We start from the raw sequence: 20,818 nt of genomic DNA on the forward strand, positions 1-20,818 counted from the left end.
TTTCCGGCAGTGGGCGGGGCCGCTCCACCGCCCCGCCCACTACCAGGTCGGAAACCTGCCGGACCGCGTCCCGCGCCTCTGCTGGACTGGTGAGCACCGCTTCCCCACCACCGCTCACCGGGACACCGCCATGCCTGCCGCACCCACCGTCGCCGCGCCCACGGGCGCTTCCGCCGCCCGCAGCCCCCTCCTCTCCTGGCTCGCCGTCACCGCCATCACCCTGGGCATCTTCTCCATCGTCACCACCGAGATCCTGCCGATCGGCCTGCTGACGGCCATCGCCGCCGACTTCCGCATCTCGGACGGCACGGCCGGCCTGATGATGACCCTCCCCGGGGTCCTGGCCGCGGTCGCCGCCCCCACCGTCACCGTCGCCACCGCCCGCTTCGACCGCCGCCTGATGCTCTGCGCCCTCACCCTGCTCCTGGCGCTGGCCAACTTCCTCGCCGCGGCCGCCCCGCTCTACGGGCTCGTCCTGCTCTCCCGCGTCCTGGTCGGGATCACCATCGGCGGCTTCTGGTCCATCGGCGTCGGCCTGGCCGACCGCCTCGTCCGCCCGGAGTCGGCCGGCCGGGCCACCGCGGTGATCTTCTCCGCCGTCCCCCTGGGCTCCGTACTCGGCGTCCCCGCCGGCACCTTCCTCGGCGACCTCGCCGGCTGGCGGACGGCATTCCTCGCCATGGGGGTGCTCACCACGGCGGTCGCCGTCATGCTGATGCTGCTGGTCCCCGCCCTCCCCGCCGTCCGGCCCACCCGCCTCACGGCGCTGCGCGCCCTGCTCCGCGGCGTCCACACCCGCTTCGCGCTGCTCACGACCTTTCTGATCGTGCTGGCCCACTTCGGCGCGTACACCTACGTGACGCCGTTCCTCCGGCAGGTCACCCGGGTCGGCCCGGGTGGGATCACCGTCTTCCTGCTGGTCTACGGAGCCGCGGGCATCCTCGGCAATTTCCTCGGCGGCGCGGCCGTCGCCCGCTACCCGCGTGCCACGTTCGCCCTGGCCGCGTGCGCGGTGTCCGGTGCGACCCTGCTGCTTCCGGTCTGCGGACGGGGGGCGGCGGGGGCGGTCGCGCTGCTGGTCGTCTGGGGGATCGCGTACGGCGCCGTGCCCGTCGCGTCCCAGACGTGGTTCGCCCGGTCCGCGCCCCGCTCGCCGGAGGCCGCCTCGGTGCTCTTCACCGCGTCGTTCCAGGCGACCCTGTCGCTCGGCGCGCTGGCCGGGGGCGCGGTGGTGGACCGCGCGTCGCCGTCGGCGGTCATGACGCTGGGCGGGCTGACCGCGGCCCTCATGGCCGTGGCCGTGGGGCTGCACCGGGCCTGCGGGCGCGAGTGGCCGGAGCGCAGCCAGGGATGAACAGCCCCTGGGGGAGGGGACGTTGGGCCGCTTTGTCAGTGGCACCTGGCATGGTGGCAGGCATGAGCGATGAGCCGCGGGGCCGGAGCGCCTATGTCCTGGAGAAGTCGTACTCCGGGCAGACCGAGTGGAGTCTGTTCTTCGTCTACGCACAGCGCGCGCACATCCGCGCGCTGTTGCAGGACATGTACATCGACGGCCCGGACCCAGAGGAGCGCCAGGGCTGGATAGATGTGCATTTCGACGGCGAGAGCGCCGATCTGTGGCTGATCGAGAACGGCCGGCGCACCGGCCACGTCGATCTGCGCCGGTTCATCCGGGACGCGGACGAGGAGGGCGGGACGCGCCGTGAAGTGACCATCGACTGGGCGGGCTTCGAGGAGGCGGTTCCGGCGGTACTGGAGGGCGCACCGCTCCGGCACGGCCAAGAGCTCCACCTCGTCGACGCGGAAGGTGACTTCAAGGCCACGGACGCCGCGCTGCGGTACCTCTATCCGCAGCAGCCCGTGCGGTACGGCATGCAGCTGTCGACCGACGACGGAATGTCCGACGAGCCGTCCGCCTACTTCACCGACCCGGATCCGGCGCCGTAAGGCCCCGTAACTCCTGGGCTACCGGCAGACCCCAAGGACCTCCGCCAGGACATGCCCTAGCGGAGATTGCAGTGCGGGGGGCTCCAGTGGCCCCTGACCCACACCTTCACCCAGTGCCCATGGCCTCGGCCGTGATCGCCGTGGTGAATGTTGCCGTGGCCCCTGAACCAGACCCGGTTCCAGTGCCCCCCGACCCAGGTGCACCGGTAGTGGTGGACCGTCGAGATGCTGGTGGTCGAGGGCGCGGGGGCCGCTGTGGCAGCGCTCGCCGTGCCGATCGTCGCGCCGCCCGCCAGCATGACTCCGGCTGCCGCTACGGCGAAGGGACGTCGCATACGTCGCGCTTGCATGGACTCCACCTCACTCTTGTCCGCGCGACCCCCGAGGAGAGTTCCCGCCGGCCGAGGTGACCGGCCGAGGGCGGCACCGTCGTCGCGCTGCCTGCCCTTCCAGGGTGAGTCATTCACCCGAATGGAGCAAAAGGGCGGAAGTAAATGGACGGACCCAAATGGGGCGGAGCCAAAAGGGGCGGAAGCAGAAGGGCGGATGTAGAAGGGCTGCGCCACCGCGGGCGGCGCGGCCGCCGCCCGCGGGACAACCAGCGGGCCCGGAGGCCCGCCGATCGCTCAGTCCTCGCCCTCCAGCTCGCCCTCCGTCTCCAGGAAGACATCCCGCAGCGCGGCCAGCGTCTCGGCGTCCGGCTTCTCCCACATGCCGCGGGACTCGGCCTCCAGGAGGCGTTCGGCGATGCCGTGCAGGGCCCAGGGGTTGGCGTCCTGGAGGAAGGCACGGTTCTCGGCGTCGAGGACGTAGGTCTGGGCGAGCTTGTCGTACATCCAGTCGGCGACGACTCCGGTGGTGGCGTCGTAGCCGAAGAGGTAGTCGACGGTCGCGGCCAGTTCGAAGGCGCCCTTGTAGCCGTGGCGGCGCATCGCCTCGATCCAGCGGGGGTTGACCACGCGGGCGCGGAAGACGCGGGAGGTCTCCTCGACCAGCGAGCGGGTGCGGACCGTCTCGGGGCGGGTGGAGTCGCCGATGTAGGCCTCGGGGGCCTTGCCCTTGAGCGCCTTGACGGTGGCGACCATGCCGCCGTGGTACTGGAAGTAGTCGTCGGAGTCGGCGATGTCGTGTTCGCGGGTGTCGGTGTTCTTCGCGGCGACGGCGATGCGCTTGTAGGCGGTTTCCATCTCGTCGCGGGCCGGGCGGCCCTCCAGGCCGCGGCCGTACGCATAGCCGCCCCAGACGGTGTAGACCTCGGCGAGGTCGGCGTCGGTGCGCCAGTCGCGGGAGTCGATCAGCTGGAGCAGGCCCGCGCCGTACGTTCCCGGACGGGAGCCGAAGATACGGGTGGTGGCGCGGCGTTCGTCGCCGTGGGCGGCGAGGTCGGCCTGCGCATGGGCGCGGATGAAGTTGTCGGCGGCGGGCTCGTCCAGCCCGGCGGCGAGCCGTACGGCGTCGTCCAGGAGGCCGATGACGTGCGGGAAGGCGTCGCGGAAGAAACCGGAGATGCGCAGGGTGACGTCGATGCGGGGGCGGCCCAGCTCGGCGAGCGGGATGGGTTCGAGGCCCGTCACGCGGCGGGAGGCGTCGTCCCAGACGGGCCGGACGCCGAGGAGCGCCAGGGCCTCGGCGACGTCGTCGCCGCTGGTGCGCATCGCGCTGGTGCCCCACAGGGACAGGCCGACGGACTGCGGCCAGTCGCCGTTGTCGGTGCGGTAGCGCTCCAGGAGGGAGTCGGCGAGCGCCTGGCCGGTCTCCCAGGCGAGCCGGGAGGGGACGGCCTTGGGGTCGACGGAGTAGAAATTCCGGCCGGTCGGCAGGACGTTGACCAGCCCGCGCAGCGGCGAGCCGGACGGGCCGGCCGGGACGAAGCCGCCGTTCAGCGCGTGGACGGCGTGGTCGAGTTCGTCGGTGGTGGCGGAGAGCCGGGGGACCACCTGGCGGGCGGCGAAGTCGAGGACGGCCCGGACCTGCTCGTTGTGGGCGGCGGCCACGGACGTCACCGCCTCCGGGTCCCAGCCGGCGTCCTCCATCGCCTGCACCAGGGCGCGCGCCGCCTCCTCGGCCTGGTCGGCCGTCGTACGGGTCGCGGCGGACTCGTCCAGGCCGAGCGCCTCGCGCAGACCGGGCAGCGCCGAGGTGCCGCCCCAGATCTGACGGGCGCGGAGGATCGCGAGGACGAGGTTGACGCGGGCCTCGCCGGTGGGGGCGCCGCCCAGGACGTGCAGACCGTCGCGGATCTGGGCGTCCTTGACCTCGCACAGCCAGCCGTCGACGTGCAGGAGGAAGTCGTCGAAGCCCTCGTCGTCGGGGCGGGCCTCCAGGCCGAGGTCGTGGTCGAGCTTGGCGGCCTGGATGAGCGTCCAGATCTGGGCGCGGATGGCGGGGAGCTTGGCCGGGTCCATGGAGGAGATCGCGGCGTACTCGTCGAGGAGCTGCTCCAGGCGGGCGATGTCGCCGTACGACTCGGCGCGGGCCATCGGCGGCACGAGGTGGTCGACGAGGGTGGCGTGCACCCGGCGCTTGGCCTGGGTGCCCTCGCCGGGGTCGTTGACCAGGAAGGGGTAGACGAGGGGGAGGTCGCCGAGGGCGGCGTCGGGACCGCAGGCGGCGGACAGGCCGGCGTTCTTGCCCGGCAGCCATTCCAGGTTGCCGTGCTTGCCCAGGTGGACCATGGCGTCGGCGCCAAAACCGCCGTCGTCGGCGGCGGCCGCGATCCAGCGGTAGGCCGCCAAGTAGTGGTGCGAGGGCGGCAGATCGGGGTCGTGGTAGATCGCGATCGGGTTCTCGCCGAAGCCGCGCGGCGGCTGGATGAGGATGAGGAGATTGCCGCGGCGCAGGGCGGCCAGGACGATGTCGCCGTCGGGGTTGTGCGTCCGGTCGACGAACATCTCGCCCGGCGGCGGCCCCCAGTGCTCCTCCACCGACTCCCGGAGTTCCTGCGGGAGCGTGGCGTACCAGCGCCGGTAGTCCGCGGCCGGGATACGGACCGGGTTGCGGGCCAGCTGCTCCTCGGTGAGCCACTCCTGGTCGTGGCCGCCGGCCTCGATGAGGGCGTAGATCAGCTCGTCGCCGTCACCGGACGCGAGCCCCGGGACCTCTTCGGTGCCGAAGTCATAGCCCTCCGCCCGCAGACGGCGCAGCAGGGCGACGGCGCTGGCCGGGGTGTCCAGGCCGACGGCGTTGCCGATGCGGGAGTGCTTGGTGGGGTAGGCGGAGAGGACGAGGGCCAGGCGCTTCTCGGCGGCCGGGATGTGGCGCAGCCGGGCGTGGCGTACGGCGATACCGGCGACGCGCGCGGCGCGCTCGGGGTCGGCGACGTACACCGGGAGGCCGTCCTCGTCGACCTCCTTGAAGGAGAACGGAACGGTGATCAGGCGCCCGTCGAACTCAGGGACGGCGATCTGCGAGGCGGCGTCCAGCGGGGACACGCCCTCGTCGTTCTCCTCCCAGGCGGCGCGCGAGCCGGTCAGGCACAGCGCCTGGAGGATCGGCACGTCCAGGGCGGCGAGCGCGCCCGCGTCCCAGGACTCGTCGTCGCCGCCGGCCGAGGCCTCGGCGGGCTTGGTGCCGCCCGCGGCGAGGACGGTGGTGACGATGGCGTCGGCGGCGCGCAGCGCCTGGATCAGCTCGGCTTCGGGCGCACGGAGGGAGGCGACGAAGAGCGGGAGGGGGCGGCCGCCCGCCTCCTCGATCTGCTCGCACAGAGTGGCCACGAAGCCGGTGTTGCCGCTCATGTGGTGGGCGCGGTAGTAGAGCACGGCGACGGTCGGACCGGTCACGTCCGTACGGGCCGCACGCTCCAGCGGGCCCCAGGTGGGGGCGGCGGCGGGCGGCTCGAAGCCGTGGCCGGTAAGCAGCACCGTGTCGGCGAGGAAGCGGGCGAGCTGGCCGAGGTTGGCCGGGCCGCCGTGCGCCAGGTAGGCGTGCGCCTCGGCCGCGATGCCCACGGGGACCGTGGACTGCTCCATGAGCTGGGCGTCGGGCGCCTGTTCACCGGTGAGGACGACCACCGGCCGGTGCTGGTCCTCGGCGAGCAGCAGGTCCAGGCCCTCCTGCCAGGCGCGGATGCCGCCCAGGAGGCGGACGACGACGAGGTCGGTGCCCTCCAGGAGCGCGGGCAGCCCGTCGAGGTCGAGGCGGGCGGGGTTGGCGAGCCGGAACGGCACCGGACCGGTGGCAGCGCGGGCGCTGAGCAGGTCGGTGTCGGAGGTCGACAGCAGCAGGATGCGGGGCTGCGGGGAGGACTCCCCGGACGAATGCAGCATGCGAGCGCAGGCCTTCCTCGGGGTGTCCGCGCCCCGGGTGGTCGTATGGACGGCGGGAGTTCCTGGCTCACCCGGCGGGAACCGGGTTCACAGTGGCGGGACCGCGCCGGATTCTCACCGGGCTTCCTCCCTCGGGCCCTGGGGCCCGGCGCCGTCGTGGCGTCCGGCGGGTCAGCCGACCCGCCGACCTGCATAGTAAGGGCTACGCCGCGGGCGCGGGAGAGCGCATCCGAACGCGCTGCCGGAAGGCCCCGGCGCCCCGGATCCGGGGCGCACCGTCGTGGGTATGCTCGCCGCCATGCCGCCCTCCCCCACATCGCGCCCCTCAGGGGCCGAAGCGCCCGTACGGGACCGCGGTGACGCCTGCCCGGGAGCGCTGCGGCTGCACTCCGCGGCGGACGGGAAGCTGGCCCGAGTACGGCTGCCCGCCGGCGATGTGACGGCACATCAGGCAGCGGCGCTGGGGGACGCCGCGGACCGGCTCGGCGACGGCCGGCTGTCCCTGACGTCGCGGGGAAACGTCGAGCTGCGCGGTCTGCCGGACGGCAGCGGCGGCGAACTCGCCGGGCTGCTCAGCGACGCCGGGCTGCTCCCCTCCGCAGAGCACGAACGCATCCGCAACATCCTCGCCTCCCCGCTCGCCGGAATCGACCCACACACCCCGTCTGACGTGCGGTTGTGGGCCCGGCGACTGGATGCGCTGCTGTGCGCGAGCAGCACCGCACCGGCACTTTCCGGCCGCTTTCTGTTCGTCCTGGACGACGGACGGGGAGATGTCGCCGGGTTGGGCGGCGATGTGAGGTTGGTCGCAGAGCGGGGCCCCGCCGGGGAAGGCCGGGACGGGGCGCTGCTGCGGGTCGGGGACGATCCGGACGCGGTGCGGGTCGCCGGGGCGGATGCGCCGCGGGCCGCGCTGGCCGCGGCGGAGGCGTTCCTCGCGGCGGCGGAGGCGAGCGGGTCCGGTGCCTGGCGGGTGCGGGAGCTGCCGGCCGGGCATGCGCTGACGGCGCGTGAGGTGGCGGAGTGGCTGCGGGGCGCCGGGATCGGGGTGCGCGGGGTGGAGCCGTACGGCGGCTCGGCGCATGTTTCACGTGAAACCCCCGCCCCCGGCATCATCGACGGCCCCGACGGCCGCCGCGCCCTCTCCGTCCTGGCTCCGCTCGGCCGCCTCACCGTCGACCAGTGGCGCCTGCTGACCGCCGTCGCCGCCCAGCACGGATCCGGCGAACTCCGCCTCACCCCCTGGCGCGGCGTCATCGTCCCCGGCCTGCCGGCCGCGGCCGCCGCTCCCCGCCTGCGGGAACTGGCCGCCGCCGGGCTGGTCACCACCCCCGACTCCCCCTGGTACCGGATCGGCGCCTGCACCGGCCTGCCCGGCTGTGCCAAGTCCCGTACCGATGTCCGCGCCGACGCCGTACACGCCGTCACCACCGGCACCGCCCCCGGTGCCGGTGCCGGTCTCCCCGTCCACTGGTCGGGCTGCGAACGCCGCTGCGGGCATCCGCAGGGCGGTCCGTGGATCGACGTCCTGGCCGGCGCCACCGCCGCGGACGGCTACCGGGCGTCCGTCGTGAGCCCGGTGGACACCGGCCCCTCGTCTCCCATCCCACCCGGCCCCTCTTCTCCCGCCCCACCCGCCCGGTTTTCCCCCGTCCCCACCACCCCGAAGGCACCGTGACCGTGACCGTATTCGACTACGAGAAGGACGGCGCGGAGATCTACCGCCAGTCCTTCGCCACCATCCGCGCCGAGGCGGACCTCGCGGGGCTGCCCGCCGATGTCAGCCAGGTGGCGGTTCGGATGATTCACGCCTGCGGCATGGTCGACCTCGTACGCGATCTCGCCTACACCCCCGGGGTGGTGGCGAGCGCCCGCGCCGCGCTCCGCGCCGGCGCGCCGATCCTGTGCGACGCCAACATGGTGGCCAGCGGCGTGACCCGTAAGCGGCTCCCCGCGGACAACGACGTCGTCTGCACCCTCGCCGACCCTTCCGTCCCGGACCTGGCCGCCCGGATGGGCACCACCCGCAGCGCCGCCGCCATGGAGCTGTGGCGCGACCGCATGGCGGGCGCGGTGATCGCGATCGGCAATGCCCCCACCTCCCTCTTCCGCCTCCTGGAGATGATCGAGGAGGGCGCGCCCCGCCCGGCCGCCGTCATCGGGATACCCGTCGGCTTCATCGGCGCGGCCGAGTCCAAGGACGCGCTGATCGCCCACCCGTCGGAGCTGGACCACATCGTGGTGCGCGGGCGGCGCGGCGGCAGCGCCATGACCGCGGCCGCCATCAACGCCATAGCGAGCGAGGAAGAATAAGCGTGAGCGAGCAGCAGGCCAACGCCCGTGACACCGGCCGTCTGTACGGGGTGGGGCTGGGCCCCGGCGACCCGTCGCTGATGACCGTACGGGCCGTACAGGTCATCGCCGAAGCCGATGTGGTGGCGTATCACAGCGCCCGGCACGGACGGTCCATCGCGCGTTCCATCGCCGCCGAGCACCTCCGCCCCGACCACATCGAAGAGGCGCTGGTCTACCCGGTGACCACCGAGTCGACGGACCACCCCGGCGGCTACCGGGGCGCGCTCGACGAGTTCTACGAGGCGGCGGCGGCGCGCCTCGCCGCCCACCTGGACGCCGGGCGCACGGTCGCCGTCATCTCCGAGGGCGACCCGCTCTTCTACGGCTCCTACCAGCACATGCACAAGCGGCTGGCCGACCGCTACCCGACCGAGGTGATCCCCGGCGTCACCTCGATCAGCGCCGCCGCGGCGCGCCTGGGCAAGCCGCTCGCCGAGGCCGACGAGGTCCTGACGATCCTGCCCGGCACGCTCCCCGAGGAGGAGCTGACGGCCCGCCTGACCGCCACCGACGCGGCCGTCGTCATGAAGCTCGGCCGCACCTTCCCGACCGTCCGCCGCGCCATGGAGCGCTCGGGCCGGATGGCGGAGGCGTGTTACGTCGAGCGGGCCACCATGTCCGGCGAACGCACCGACGCCCTGTCGGCCATCGACTCCGACACGGTCCCCTACTTCTCCGTCGCCGTCGTCCCCAGCCGCATCGCGAACCCGCCGGCCGCGGCCGACCCGGCCGAGGCTGCCGACCCGGCCGACCCGACTTCCCCCGCCGTCGGCGAAGTCGTCGTGGTGGGCACCGGCCCGGCAGGCCCCCTCTGGCTGACTCCGGAGTCGCGCGGCGCCCTCGCCGCCGCCGACGACCTCGTCGGCTACACCACCTACCTCAACCGGGTCCCGTCCCGCCCCGGCCAGCGCCGCCACGCCTCCGACAACAAGGTCGAGTCCGAACGCGCCGAACTCGCCCTGGATCTGGCCCGCCGCGGCCGCCGGGTGGCCGTCGTCTCCGGTGGTGACCCCGGCATCTTCGCCATGGCCACGGCCGTCCTGGAGGTGGCGTGTGAGAAGCCGTACCGCGCCATCCCCGTACGCGTCCTGCCCGGCGTCACCGCCGCCAACGCCGCCGCGGCCCGCGCCGGCGCCCCCCTCGGCCACGACTACGCGGTCATCTCCCTCTCCGACCGCCTCAAGCCCTGGGAAGTCATCGCCGACCGCCTGCGCTCCGCGGTGGCCGCCGACCTGGTCCTGGCCCTCTACAACCCCGGCTCCCGCAGCCGCACCTGGCAGGTCGCCAAGGCCCGCGAACTCCTCCTGGAACACCGCGCCCCCGACACCCCGGTCGTCCTCGGCCGCGACGTCGGCGGCCCCGAGGAGTCCGTCCGTACCGTCCGCCTCGCCGACCTCGACCCCGCCCAGGTCGACATGCGCACCATCCTGCTCATCGGCTCGTCCCAGACACAGGCCGTACGACGCGAGGACGGCACGAACAAGGACGTGGTGTGGACACCCCGGAGGTATCCGGAGGCATAGCGACTACCGCGGCCCCCGCCGGGTTGGGGCGGGGGCCGCGGGGCGCTCGGCGCGCTACTTGCCGGGCGGCTCGGATCGCCGGTTTGGGGCGGGCGAGCTCAGGGGCGACGGAAAGGCCCCGCAGCCGGTCCGCCTCCGACCTCGGTCAGCCCGACGCCGGTGCGGCGCTCAAGGGCTCGCGGCACAGCGTGCAGCGGTCCGTGCCGTCCCATTCGCCCCAACCGAACACCCCGGGCGTCAGGGCCTCACCCTCCAGTTCCGTGCGGACCGCCACGCGGTAGGCCCAGACGGCCGAGAGGTAGGGGTGATAGGCCTCGTGAAAGGCGGGTGAGGTGTGCCGGGCGCCCGCGGCGACCGCCCGCTGAAGCGCACGCAGGCGCTCGAACATCTCCTGCCCGGCGCCGGCGATGGCGGCCGTCGCGTCGATGTACAGCCGCTCCCGCACCTCATGGATCGCGGCCTCGTTCAGCGCCGCACGGGCGGCGGCGTCGAGGTCGGTCTCGGCGTCCGGGTCCTGGGCGAGGCGGCGCAGGCGCGCGTGGCACTCCCCGGCGGCGGTGATGAACTCGATGTACACCGCCCGGCGCCGCGCCTCGCTGCTGCGGTCGGTCTCGTGGCGGTGACGGAGGCGATCCGCCAGGACGGTGCCGGAGATCGCCATCAAGCCGCCGCTCACCGTCGCGACGAGGGTGCCCCAGTCCACGCTTCCCCCTTCACCGTGTCCCCCGCGTCACCACGCCAGGCAGTACCGCGTCACCGCGTCAGGCAGTATCGCTCAACCACGCCTGTCCTGCGGTCGGTTCGGTTCGGCCGGTCCGGAGTCGTCCCCGAGAGGCACCGGCACCGCCCCGTTGCGATCAAATTGTCCGCCAGAAGCGGGAGTTGAAGGGTGCAGGGATCAGCCGAAGAGCCTGCGCACCCAGTCCGCCGCGGCCGCCGGGTCCGGCGCTTCGGGCACCCCCGCCGGGGCCGGAGGCCGCCGTACGACCACCACCGGCACACCCGCCTCCCGGGCCGCCGTCAGCTTGGCGGCGGTGGCCGTGGCACCGCTGTCCTTGGTCACCAGGACGTCGATGCGGTGGTCGCGCAGCAGTTGCCGTTCGCCGTCCAGGGTGAAGGGGCCGCGGTCGAGCAGGGTGTGCATCCGGGGCGGGTGCGGGGGCTCGGGGGCGTCCACGGAGCGCACGAGGAACCAGAGGTCGGTGAGGTGGGCGAAGTGGGTGAGGCCCATACGGCCAGTGGTGAGGAAGATGCGGGTGCCGGGGAGGGTGGGGAGGAGGGCGGCGGCCTCGGGCAGGGAGTCGACCGGGTGCCAGGTGTCGTCCGGGCCGGGGACCCAGCCGGGCCGGCGGAGGGCCAGCAGGGGAACATGGGCGGTGGCGGCCGCCTGGGCCGCGTTGTGACTGATCGTGCCGGCGAAAGGATGGGTGGCGTCGATGAGCGCGTCCACCGCGTGCTCGCGCAGCCAGCGGGCGAGGCCCGCGGGGCCGCCGAACCCTCCGATGCGTACCTCCCCGGCGGGCAGCCGGGGCGCGGCGACCCGGCCGGCGAGCGAGGTCGTCACGCGCAGGCCCGGCTCCGCCGCGAGTATTCCGGCGAGGCGGCGGGCCTCGGTCGTACCGCCGAGGATCAGGACGTGGGCGGGGCGGTCGTCGTGCATGAGCGGTGATTTCCTCCGTGGGTGACGCGCAAGCGAAGGGTACGGCGACGGGGACGGGCCAGGGGAGCGGCGGGCGCGCCGCCCAGCTCGCGCACACCGGGCTGCGGCCCGGGTGGACGACCGGGGCGTGTGCGACGGCGGCGAGCACGGCCGCGTACACGGCCCTGCTGAGCGGCGAGTTCCCGGATCCGGTGACGATCACGCTGCCGAAGGGGCAGACGCCGTCCTTCGCCCTGGCGGTGGAGGAACTGGCGCCGGACCGGACCGGTGCCATGGCCGGGGTGGTGAAGGACGCCGGGGACGATCCCGATGTGACGCACGGGGCGCTGGTACGGGCGCGGGTGCGGAGGCTGGCACCCGGCTCCGGCGTGGTGTTCCGGGCCGGGCCGGGCGTGGGGACGGTCACCCGTCCCGGCCTGCCCCTGGACGTCGGCGAGCCCGCGATCAATCCCGTACCGCGGCAGATGATGCGGGAGCATCTGGCGGCGGTGGCCGAACGCTACGGGGGCGCGGGGGCGTCGGCCGATGTCGAGGTCGAGATCTCGGTCGATCACGGGGAGGAGATCGCCCGCAGTACATGGAATCCCCGGCTGGGGATCCTCGGCGGGCTGTCCATCCTGGGCACCACCGGGATCGTCGTTCCGTACTCCTGCTCGGCCTGGATCGACTCCATCCGGCGCGGGGTGGATGTGGCGCGTGCGGCGGGACGGCGGCATGTGGCGGGGTGTACGGGGTCGACGTCGGAGAAGACCGTGGTCGCCCTGCACCAGCTGCCCGAGGACGCGCTGCTGGACATGGGGGACTTCGCGGGGGCGGTGCTGAAGTACATCCGGCGGCATCCCGTCGAACGGCTCACGATCTGCGGCGGCTTCGCCAAGCTGTCGAAGCTGGCGGCCGGGCATCTGGATCTGCATTCGGCGCGTTCGCAGGTGGACAAGGGTTTTCTGGCCGAGCTGGCGCGGCGGGGCGGCGCCGGGGAGGAGCTGGCGGGCGCCGTCGCCGAGGCCAATACGGGGCTCGCCGCGCTGCGGCTGTGCGAGGCGGCGGGGGTGCCGCTGGGTGACCTGGTGGCGGCCACCGCGCGGGACGAGGCGCTGACCGTGCTGCGCGGCGCCCCGGTGGCCGTCGACGTCATCTGCATCGACCGGGCGGGGATGGTGGTGGGGCGGGCGGAGCCACGGGGGCCGGGCGGCTCGGACAGGTCCTAGCCCTGGACTCCACACCCGGCTAGGGCCTGTCCTGGGGCCTGACGTTGTCGCCGAGCCGGACCGCGATGCCGTCGAGCACGTAGTCGAGCCCCGTCTCGAACTGCCAGGCGGCGTCGTCCTTGCGCGCGGCCCCGACGGTGTAGCGCCGGTAGGTCGGGTAGCGGCCGGTCTCCATCAGATAGGTCATCTGGGGCGCGAGCGCGCGGCGCGTCTCGTCGCCGCTGCCCCAGCCGTTGTCCTCCATGTACTCGCGCAGCGCCACCTCGGACCGCGTTGCGCCGTGCACATAGGCGTTGACCGCGCGGAAGGCGGCCATGATCGTGTCGGTGTCCAGACCGTGCGCGTCGAGCGCGGCCAGCTGGCGTTCCGCGGCCGCCATCCGGTTCGGCGTCAGCACGAAGTGCGGCGTGGGCAGCTGGGCCAGCCAGGGGTGGCGCAGCATCATGGCGCGGTTGCCCAGCGCGTAGGCGCGCAGGACGTCGCGCCAGCCGGTCACCTCGTCGGGGACGGCGAGTTCGGTCATGACCTGGTCGACCATCAGCGCCCACAGGTCGTCCTTGCCCGAGACATGGCGGTACGCGGCCATCGGCGCGACGCCCAGCTCGGTGGCGAGGCGGCGCATGGTGACGGCGGCGAAGCCCTCGGCATCGGCGACCCGCACCGCCACCGCGGCGATCTTCCGGGGCGTCAGTGCGGCGCGGGGCGCGGCGGTGGGGCGTTCCAGGCGCTCCCACAGCACGGGCTGATCCGCGCCGTCGCTCTTCTTCTGGGCTGCCACGTGGGGCTCCTCTCCGGCCGGTCTTCGGCCGACCGTTCGTGTACAGCGTATCTCTAGTAGACGGCGTACACATCGACGTGTACGTTGTACGCGTCTCGATACGTCGTACACGACAGACGTCGTGCGCGACGGGCGACGTGCACAGCCGACGTCCTACACGGCCGACGTCCTACACAGCAGGGGGATTTCCATGAGCAAGCAGCCGCAGCAGCTCCACATCGCGGTCGTCGTCGGCAGCACCCGGGAGGGCCGCTTCGCGCCCGTCGTCACCCAGTGGATCAAGGGCCACCTCGCACAGCGCGACGACATGAGCGTCGACGTCGTCGACCTGGCCGAGACCCCGCTGCCCACCGTCCTCCCGGCCTTCGGCCAACCGGCCGCGCCCGGCACCGAGGAGGCCCTCGCCGCCGTCTCGCCGCGCCTGGCCGCGGCCGACGCGTTCGTATTCGTCACGCCGGAGTACAACCACAGCTTCCCGGCGCCCCTGAAGAACCTCATCGACTGGCACAACGAGCAGTGGCACGCCAAGCCGATCGGCTTCGTCTCCTACGGCGGCATCTCGGGCGGCCTGCGCGCGGTCGAGCAACTCCGGCTCGTCATGGCCGAGTTGAACGCCACCACCATCCGCAACACGGTCAGCCTCCACCACGCCTGGGGCCTGTTCGACGAGGCGCACGCGATGAAGGACGCGGAGAGCGACACCGCGGCCAAGGCCATGCTCGACCAGCTCGCCTGGTGGGCCCAGGCGCTGCGGGACGCCAGGACCGTCCGCCCGTACGCCGCCTGACGCGGCACCAGGGCTTCCGAGGGAGGGAAGAATGCGTCAACGTACGGAAGAGGCGGCGGACGAGACGGCCGGGCCCGGCAGCCACCGGCCGCCGGACCCGGCGCCGCCGTCGCGGCTCGCGGTCCTGGGGCTGCTGCTCGGCATCATCCTGGCGACACTCGACGGCACGATCGTCGGCACCGCCCTGCCGACGATCGTCGGCGACCTGGGCGGCCTCGACCACTTCTCCTGGGTGGTGACGGCCTATCTGCTCACCACCGCCGTCACCACCCCGATCTGGGGCAAACTCGGCGACCTGTACGGCCGCAAGGGCGGCTATCTGGCCTCGATCGTGGTCTTCCTCATCGGCTCCGTGCTCTGCGGGCTCGCCCAGGACATGGGGCAGCTGATCGCGTTCCGGGCGCTTCAGGGACTCGGCGCGGGCGGCCTCTTCGTGGGTGCGCTCTCCCTCATCGGGACGCTTCTGTCGCCTGCGCAGGCGGGGCGCGCCCAGTCGATGATCGGCGTGATGATGCCGGTCGCCATGATCGGCGGCCCGCTGCTCGGCGGGTTCCTCACCGACCAGCTGAACTGGCGCTGGGTCTTCTACGTCAACGTGCCCGTCGGCGCCGCCGCGCTCCTGATCGTCGGGCTCCGCATCCGGCTGCGCGGCGAGCGCAGCGCGGCCCGGATCGACTACCCGGGCGCCGCGCTCCTCACCGCGGGCATTCTGGCGCTCACCCTGCTGGGGACCTGGGCCGGCACGGCGTACGACTGGATCTCACCGCAGATCGCGGGGCTCGCCGCGCTCGCGGTCGCCGCCCTCGGCTGGTTCGTCCGGGTGGAGCGACGGGCACCCGAACCCATCATCCCGCCGCGCCTGTTCAGCGACCGCAACTTCACGCTCGCGCAGGTGCTGAGCTTCCTGGTGGGCGCGGCGATGCTGGCCGCGGCGAGCTATCTGCCGCAGTACATGCAGTTCGTACGGGGCATGTCGTCGACGCAGAGCGGGCTGCTGCTCCTGCCGCTGATGCTCGGCATGATGGGCGCGCAGCTGTTCATCGGGCGGGCGGTCGCCAACGGGGGCGGGTACCGCCCGTACCCCATCGCGGGCGGCGCGGTCGCCACGGCGGGCGCCCTGGCCCTGCTCACGGTCGGCGACGACACCCCCACGGCCGTGTCCTCCGCGCTGACGCTCGTCCTCGGCGCGGGCCTGGGCTGCCTGATGCAGCCCTCGATGCTGATCACCATGAACAGCGCGGACCCCCGCGACATGGGCGCGGCCAGCGGCACCACCACACTCCTGCGCACCATCGGCGGCTCGCTCGGCGTCGCCGTGCTCGGCTCCGTCTACGCCGGCCGGATGGCGGCCACCCTCACGGACCGGCTCGGCCCGGACGGAGCGCGGCTCGCCGGCGGCCACGACATGACCCCCGCGGTGCTGCGCGGGCTGCCCGAGCCGGTGCGGGACGCCTTCCGGGCGGGCGTCACCGGTGGCTTGCACGGCGTCATGGTCGGCACGGCCGCGCTGTGCGCCGTCACCTTTGCGGCCGCCTGGCTGATCCGCGAGGTGCCGCTGCGGAAGGGGCCGGCGGCGGCGGGCACTTCGGAGGGAGGCGATCCTTCAGGAGGAGGGGATCCTTCAGGAAGAGGGGACCCTTCAGGAGGAGGGGATCCTTCAGGAAGAGGGGACCCTTCAGGAGGAGGGGACCAGGCTTGAGTCTCCAGTGACTGGAGGCAGCAGAGTGGGGGACATGGACGCGACCACCCTCTACTCGATCGGGGAGCTTTCCCGGCGGACCGGCCTGCCCGTGCGGACCATCCGGTTCTACTCCGATTCGGGGGTGGTGGCGCCGACCACCCGAAGTCCCGCCGGCTATCGGCTCTACGACCTCGACGCACTGCTTCGTCTGGAACTCGTCCGCACACTGCGTGAGCTGGGCATGGACCTGGCCACGATTCAACGGGTACTGGACCGCGAGCTCTCGGTGGCGGACGTCGCCGCGGCGCACGCCGATGCCATGGACGTCCAGATCCGGGTGCTGCAACTGCGTCGGAGCGTGCTGCGAGTCGTGGCCGGACGCGGGTCCGATCCCGAGGAGATCAAGCTCATGCACCGGCTCACGCAGTTGTCCGGCGAAGAACGCCGACGTCTGATCGACGATTTCGTGGAGGGCACCTTCGGCACAGTGGATGCCGACCCGGCCGCGGTGGCCATGGTTCGCGCTGCCACTCCCGACCTCCCCGACGATCCGTCCGGCGAACAGGTCGCCGCGTGGGTGGAGCTCGCCGAGCTGGTCGGCGACGAGGACTTCCGGGCCCGGATGCGCCGGACGGCCATGCTCCAGGCCGCCGGGCGCACGCCCGCCATCGAGCGCGAGGCCGGCGAGGACCTGATGGAGTTCACCCGTCAGACGGTCTCCGAGGCCATGGAGTCGGGCATCGACCCGCTCAGCAACAGTGCCGTACCCGTCGTCGACGACCTCGTGCGCCGCTTCGCCGAAGCGCTCGCGCGCACCCCCGACGCGGAATTCCGGGACTGGATGGCCCGCCAGTTCGAAGAGGCGCACGACCCCAGGGTGGACCGGTACTGGCGGCTGGTGTGGATCGTCAACGGCTGGCAGGTGGTACCGAGTCTGATTCCGGTGTACCCCTGGCTCGTCCAAGCCCTGCGGAACGACCGCGACGCATAGTCACCCAGTCGCCCGGTCGCCCAGTCACCTGGTCACCTGGTCACCGCAGTGGAGACCGCCCCGGATCCCCGCGCCGCGTCCCCCCGCTCTCCCCGCTCTCCCCGCACGGCGCATGCGGGCGCTCCCGGTCCGCCGAGTACAGGTGGCTGTCGCGGAACTGCTCGGCGCCCAGCGTCCGGCCGACCATGATCACGGCGGTCCGGACCACCCCCGCGGCCTTCACCTGGTCGGCGATGTCGGCGAGGGTGCCGCGCAGGACGAGTTCGTCGGGGCGGGAGGCCATCGCGACGACGGCGGCGGGGCAGTCGGCGCCGTAGTGCGGGAGGAGTTCGGCGACGACCCGGTCGACGTACATGGCGGCCAGGTGGAGGACCAGGAGGGCGCCGCTGCGGCCCAGCGTGGCCAGGTCCTCGCCCTCGGGCATGGGGGTGGCGCGCTGGGCGACGCGGGTGAGGATGACGGTCTGGCCAACGGTGGGGACGGTCAGTTCGCGTTTGAGGGCGGCGGCCGCAGCGGCGAAGGCCGGGACGCCCGGCACCACCTCGTACGGCACCCCGGCCGCGTCCAGGCGGCGCATCTGCTCGGCGACGGCGCTGAAGACGGACGGGTCGCCGGAGTGCAGCCGGGCGACGTCGTGGCCCTCCTCATGGGCGCGCACCAGCTCCCCGACGATGGCGTCGAGGTCCATCTGCGCGGTGTCGACGAGCCGGGCGCCGGGCGGGCACCCGTCCAGCAGCTCGCGCGGCACCAGGCTGCCCGCGTACAGGCACACCCCGCAGGAGGCGAGGGTGCGGACGCCGCGCACGGTGATCAGGTCGGCGGCGCCGGGGCCCGCGCCGATGAAGTAGACGGTCATCGTTCCTCGTTCTCCAGATGCTGCGTGGGTGGTGTGCGGCGTGGTTTCACGTGAAACAGCGTCCCGCCTCGCCACCGGCCGGCTTCACGGCCGACCACTGGGTGACCGGCATCGCCTGCCGCCAGCCCGTGAAGCCGCCGACCGGGACGGCGTGCGCGACGGCGAGGCGGACGAGGTCGCCGCCGTGCCGCCGGTAGCGGTCGGCGAGCAGCGCCTCGGACTCCAGCGTCACCGTATTGGCGACGATCCGGCCGCCCGGCGGCAGCGCCTGCCAGCACGCGTCCAGGAGCCCGGGGGCGGTCAGTCCGCCGCCGATGAACACCGCGTCCGGCACCGGCAGATCCGCCAGCGCGGCGGGCGCGGCCCCGGTGACGACGCGCAGCCCCGGCACCCCCAGCGAACGGGCGTTACGGCCGATCCGCTCGGCCCGCACCGGATCGCGCTCCACGCTGACGGCGCGGCAGCTGCGGTGCGCGCGCAGCCACTCGACGGCGATGGAGCCGGAGCCGCCGCCGATGTCCCAGAGGAGTTCGCCGGGGGCGGGGGCCAGCGCGGCGAGGGTGGCGGCGCGGACATGGCGCTTGGTCAGCTGGCCGTCGTGCTCGTAGGCGTCGTCGGGGAGGCCGGGGACGAGGGAGAGGCGGCGGGCGGCGGGCCCGCGGACGCAGTCGAGCGCGATGACGTTGAGGGGGTCGATGGTGTGGAGGTCCACGTGGCGGGGGTCGACGTTGCGGGGGTCGACGGTACCGGGGTCGTCCCCTGACGGCTCCGGCCAGTCGGCCGCCGTGCACTCGGCCACCCGTTCCCGCTCCCCGCCGAGCTGTTCGAGGATCCGCATACGGGTCGGCCCGAAGCCGTGGGCGCACAGCAGCGCGGCGACCTCGGCGGGGGTGCCCGCACCGGCGGACAGCACCAGCAGCCGCCGCCCGTCGTACAGCGCCCCGGCCAGGCTCTCGGCGGGCCGCCCGACCAGCGTGACGACCTCCGTCTCCTCCACCGGCCAGCCCAGCCGCGCGCAGGCGTAGGAGACGGAGGAGGGATGCGGCAGCACCCGCAGGGGCATTCCGGCCACCTCGTTCAGCGTCCGCCCGATCCCGTAGAACATCGGATCGCCGCTGGCCAGCACGCAGATCCGGCGTCCGGCGTGGGCGGCGAGCAGCCCCGGCACGGCGGGCCGCAGCGGCGACGGCCACGGCACCCGTTCGCCCGCGCACACCTCGGGCAGCAGCGCCAGCTGCCGCGCCCCGCCGATCAGCACCTCGGCCTCGCGCAGGACCTGCCGGGAGCCGGTCGGCAGACCGTCCCAGCCGTCGGCCCCGATGCCGACCACGGAGAGGGGGGATGCGGGGCTCACTGCCGGTACCTCGGGGTTCGTCGGGGCGGGAGAGGGAGGGGAACTCTGTGGGAGGGGAACTCTACTGACCGGCGGGTACGGGTCGCCGGTGGGGGCGGAGCCCCGGCCGGCCCTCGGCCGCCCGATACCCTTCCCCCCTTATTGCATATAGTTTGCAATTACGGCCAAGAGAGAAGAACGCGGGACGGAACGGAGGGAGCGGCTCGGTGGACTCGCCGGTGGTGCTGGGGATCGAATCGTCCTGCGACGAGACGGGCGCGGGGCTGGTGCGGGACGGCCGGCTGCTCGGGCAGGCGCTGGCGTCGAGCATGGACGAGCATGCGCGATTCGGCGGCGTCGTCCCCGAGATCGCGGCCCGCGCCCATGTGCATGCCCTGACCCCGGTCGTACGGGCCGCGCTGGCCGATGCGGGGCTGCGGGCCCAGGACATCGGAGCGGTTGCGGTGACGACGGGACCAGGGCTGTCCGGGGCCCTTCAGGTGGGGCTGGCGGGGGCGAAGGGGCTGGCGTACGCGCTCGGTGTGCCGCTGTACGGGGTGCACCACCTCGCGGGGCATGTCGCGGCCGACACCCTTGAGCACGGCCCGCTGCCCGACCCCTGCGTCGTCCTGATCGTCTCCGGCGGCCACACCTCCCTCCTTCTCGTACGCGACCTGGCGCGCGACCCGATCGTGCACCTCGGCGACACCCTGGACGATGCCGCCGGCGAGTGCTTCGACAAGGTCGCCCGGGTCTTCGGGCTGCCGTATCCCGGCGGCCCGGCCATTGACCGGACAGCGCGCGAGGGGGATCCGCGCGCTGTCCCCTTTCCCCGCCCGCTGACCTCGGGACCGCCCGGGAACCGCTTCGCCTTCTCCTTCTCGGGTCTGAAGACGGCGGCGGCCAGGTGGGCGGAGAGCCATCGCGCCGCGGGCCGCCCCCTCCCGCTCGCCGACGGCGCGGCCTCGCTCCAGGAGGCGGTGGCGGATGTCCTCACCCGCAAGGCGGTGGCCGCCTGCGCCGAACACGGCGTCGGCACGCTGGTCGTGGTGGGCGGGGTGGCCGCCAATTCGCGCGTACGGTCGCTGGCCGAGGAGCGCTGCGCGGCGGCGGGGATCCGCCTGCGGGTGCCGCCGCTGCGGCTGTGCACGGACAACGGGGCGATGATCGCGGCGGTCGGGGACCTGCTGGTCCGGGCGGGGGCCGAACCCGCCCCGCTGGAGGTGTCCATCGACCCGTCGGCGCCGCTGGAGTTCGCGGCGCTGCATCCGGTGGCCGGGGAGCGCGTCCGGGCGGCGTAGCGGGGGACCGGGCGCCGGCCGTCCCGACGGCCGCCTCGTCGCCGTCCGGCTGAAGTCCGGCTGAAGTCCGGCTGAAGTCCGGCTATCGCGGGATGACCTGCGCGAATCGTGCCTCAACGGCAGAGGGCGA

General features: G+C 73.6%; 16 protein-coding genes and 1 riboswitch. Of the genes, 10 read left to right on the forward strand and 6 right to left on the reverse strand.

Annotation, left to right across the window (positions count from 1 at the left end; all coding sequences use genetic code 11):
• Positions 1-130: 130 nt before the first annotated feature.
• Together AC5677_RS18830 and AC5677_RS18835 are read left to right on the forward strand one after the other, a co-directional pair.
• Positions 131-1,354 (forward strand): MFS transporter, encoded by a 1,224-nt coding sequence (locus AC5677_RS18830; RefSeq protein WP_497196175.1) that lies wholly within the window; start codon positions 131-133, stop codon positions 1,352-1,354.
• A 62-nt stretch (positions 1,355-1,416) separates the two neighbouring features.
• Complete coding sequence (locus AC5677_RS18835) at positions 1,417-1,947, forward strand: hypothetical protein (RefSeq protein WP_497196176.1); 531 nt, start codon at positions 1,417-1,419, stop codon at positions 1,945-1,947.
• 626 nt (positions 1,948-2,573) lie between these two features.
• Here AC5677_RS18835 and cobN read toward each other — a convergent pair.
• Positions 2,574-6,215, reverse strand: a complete 3,642-nt coding sequence (gene cobN, locus AC5677_RS18840; RefSeq protein ID WP_497196177.1) for a cobaltochelatase subunit CobN — start codon at positions 6,213-6,215, stop codon at positions 2,574-2,576.
• Positions 6,216-6,271: 56 nt separating this feature from the next.
• Positions 6,272-6,361: riboswitch (cobalamin riboswitch) on the reverse strand.
• Between the two features lie 140 nt (positions 6,362-6,501).
• On the opposite strand from cobN, the gene cobG reads away from it, so the two are divergent.
• From cobG to AC5677_RS18855, 3 genes are read left to right on the forward strand one after another with little or no spacing between them, the layout of a single operon-like run.
• Positions 6,502-7,893 carry a precorrin-3B synthase gene (gene cobG, locus AC5677_RS18845; protein ID WP_497196178.1) on the forward strand — a complete coding sequence of 464 codons (1,392 nt, stop codon included), beginning with the start codon at positions 6,502-6,504 and terminating at the stop codon, positions 7,891-7,893.
• A 2-nt stretch (positions 7,894-7,895) separates the two neighbouring features.
• The gene (locus AC5677_RS18850) at positions 7,896-8,528 is read left to right on the forward strand and encodes a precorrin-8X methylmutase (RefSeq protein WP_497196676.1); all 633 of its coding nucleotides are present in this window, start codon (positions 7,896-7,898) and stop codon (positions 8,526-8,528) included.
• Positions 8,525-10,093, forward strand: coding sequence for a precorrin-2 C(20)-methyltransferase (locus AC5677_RS18855; protein WP_497196677.1), 1,569 nt, complete (start codon positions 8,525-8,527; stop codon positions 10,091-10,093). The genes AC5677_RS18850 and AC5677_RS18855 overlap by 4 nt, the downstream gene beginning before the upstream one ends.
• A gap of 145 nt (positions 10,094-10,238) precedes the next feature.
• On the opposite strand, the gene AC5677_RS18860 is transcribed toward AC5677_RS18855, so the two are convergent.
• Both AC5677_RS18860 and AC5677_RS18865 read right to left on the reverse strand, forming a co-directional pair.
• Positions 10,239-10,796: a CchlQ gene (locus AC5677_RS18860; protein ID WP_497196179.1), complete on the reverse strand. Its 558-nt coding sequence runs from the start codon at positions 10,794-10,796 to the stop codon at positions 10,239-10,241.
• Between the two features lie 195 nt (positions 10,797-10,991).
• Entirely contained in the window at positions 10,992-11,753 is a 762-nt protein-coding gene (locus tag AC5677_RS18865; RefSeq protein WP_497196180.1) for a cobalt-precorrin-6A reductase, read from the reverse strand.
• Between the two features lie 17 nt (positions 11,754-11,770).
• Here AC5677_RS18865 and AC5677_RS18870 point away from each other — a divergent pair, with 17 nt between their 5' ends.
• On the forward strand, positions 11,771-12,961 hold the full coding sequence (locus tag AC5677_RS18870; protein WP_497196181.1) for a cobalt-precorrin-5B (C(1))-methyltransferase: 1,191 nt from the start codon (positions 11,771-11,773) through the stop codon (positions 12,959-12,961).
• A 19-nt stretch (positions 12,962-12,980) separates the two neighbouring features.
• Here AC5677_RS18870 and AC5677_RS18875 read toward each other — a convergent pair whose 3' ends face one another.
• Positions 12,981-13,739 (reverse strand): TetR/AcrR family transcriptional regulator, encoded by a 759-nt coding sequence (locus tag AC5677_RS18875; RefSeq protein WP_497196182.1) that lies wholly within the window; start codon positions 13,737-13,739, stop codon positions 12,981-12,983.
• 190 nt (positions 13,740-13,929) lie between these two features.
• Here AC5677_RS18875 and AC5677_RS18880 point away from each other — a divergent pair, with 190 nt between their 5' ends.
• The 3 genes from AC5677_RS18880 to AC5677_RS18890 are packed head-to-tail and all read left to right on the forward strand — an operon-like array spanning position 13,930 to position 17,198.
• Entirely contained in the window at positions 13,930-14,526 is a 597-nt protein-coding gene (locus AC5677_RS18880) for an NADPH-dependent FMN reductase (protein WP_497196183.1), read from the forward strand.
• Positions 14,527-14,557: 31 nt separating this feature from the next.
• A complete protein-coding gene (locus AC5677_RS18885) occupies positions 14,558-16,225 on the forward strand; it encodes an MDR family MFS transporter (RefSeq protein ID WP_497196184.1) in 1,668 nt (555 codons plus the stop codon).
• A gap of 34 nt (positions 16,226-16,259) precedes the next feature.
• Positions 16,260-17,198: a MerR family transcriptional regulator gene (locus AC5677_RS18890; RefSeq protein ID WP_497196185.1), complete on the forward strand. Its 939-nt coding sequence runs from the start codon at positions 16,260-16,262 to the stop codon at positions 17,196-17,198.
• Positions 17,199-17,238: 40 nt separating this feature from the next.
• On the opposite strand, the gene cobM is transcribed toward AC5677_RS18890, so the two are convergent.
• Both cobM and cbiE read right to left on the reverse strand, forming a co-directional pair.
• On the reverse strand, positions 17,239-18,054 hold the full coding sequence (cobM, locus tag AC5677_RS18895; RefSeq protein WP_497196186.1) for a precorrin-4 C(11)-methyltransferase: 816 nt from the start codon (positions 18,052-18,054) through the stop codon (positions 17,239-17,241).
• A 46-nt stretch (positions 18,055-18,100) separates the two neighbouring features.
• The gene (gene cbiE / locus AC5677_RS18900) at positions 18,101-19,408 is read right to left on the reverse strand and encodes a precorrin-6y C5,15-methyltransferase (decarboxylating) subunit CbiE (protein ID WP_497196187.1); all 1,308 of its coding nucleotides are present in this window, start codon (positions 19,406-19,408) and stop codon (positions 18,101-18,103) included.
• Between the two features lie 206 nt (positions 19,409-19,614).
• Between cbiE and tsaD the strand changes: the two genes are divergently transcribed.
• Entirely contained in the window at positions 19,615-20,688 is a 1,074-nt protein-coding gene (gene tsaD / locus AC5677_RS18905; protein WP_497196188.1) for a tRNA (adenosine(37)-N6)-threonylcarbamoyltransferase complex transferase subunit TsaD, read from the forward strand.
• Positions 20,689-20,818: the final 130 nt, after the last annotated feature.

Source organism: Streptomyces sp. JLSY215 (assembly GCF_059682825.1).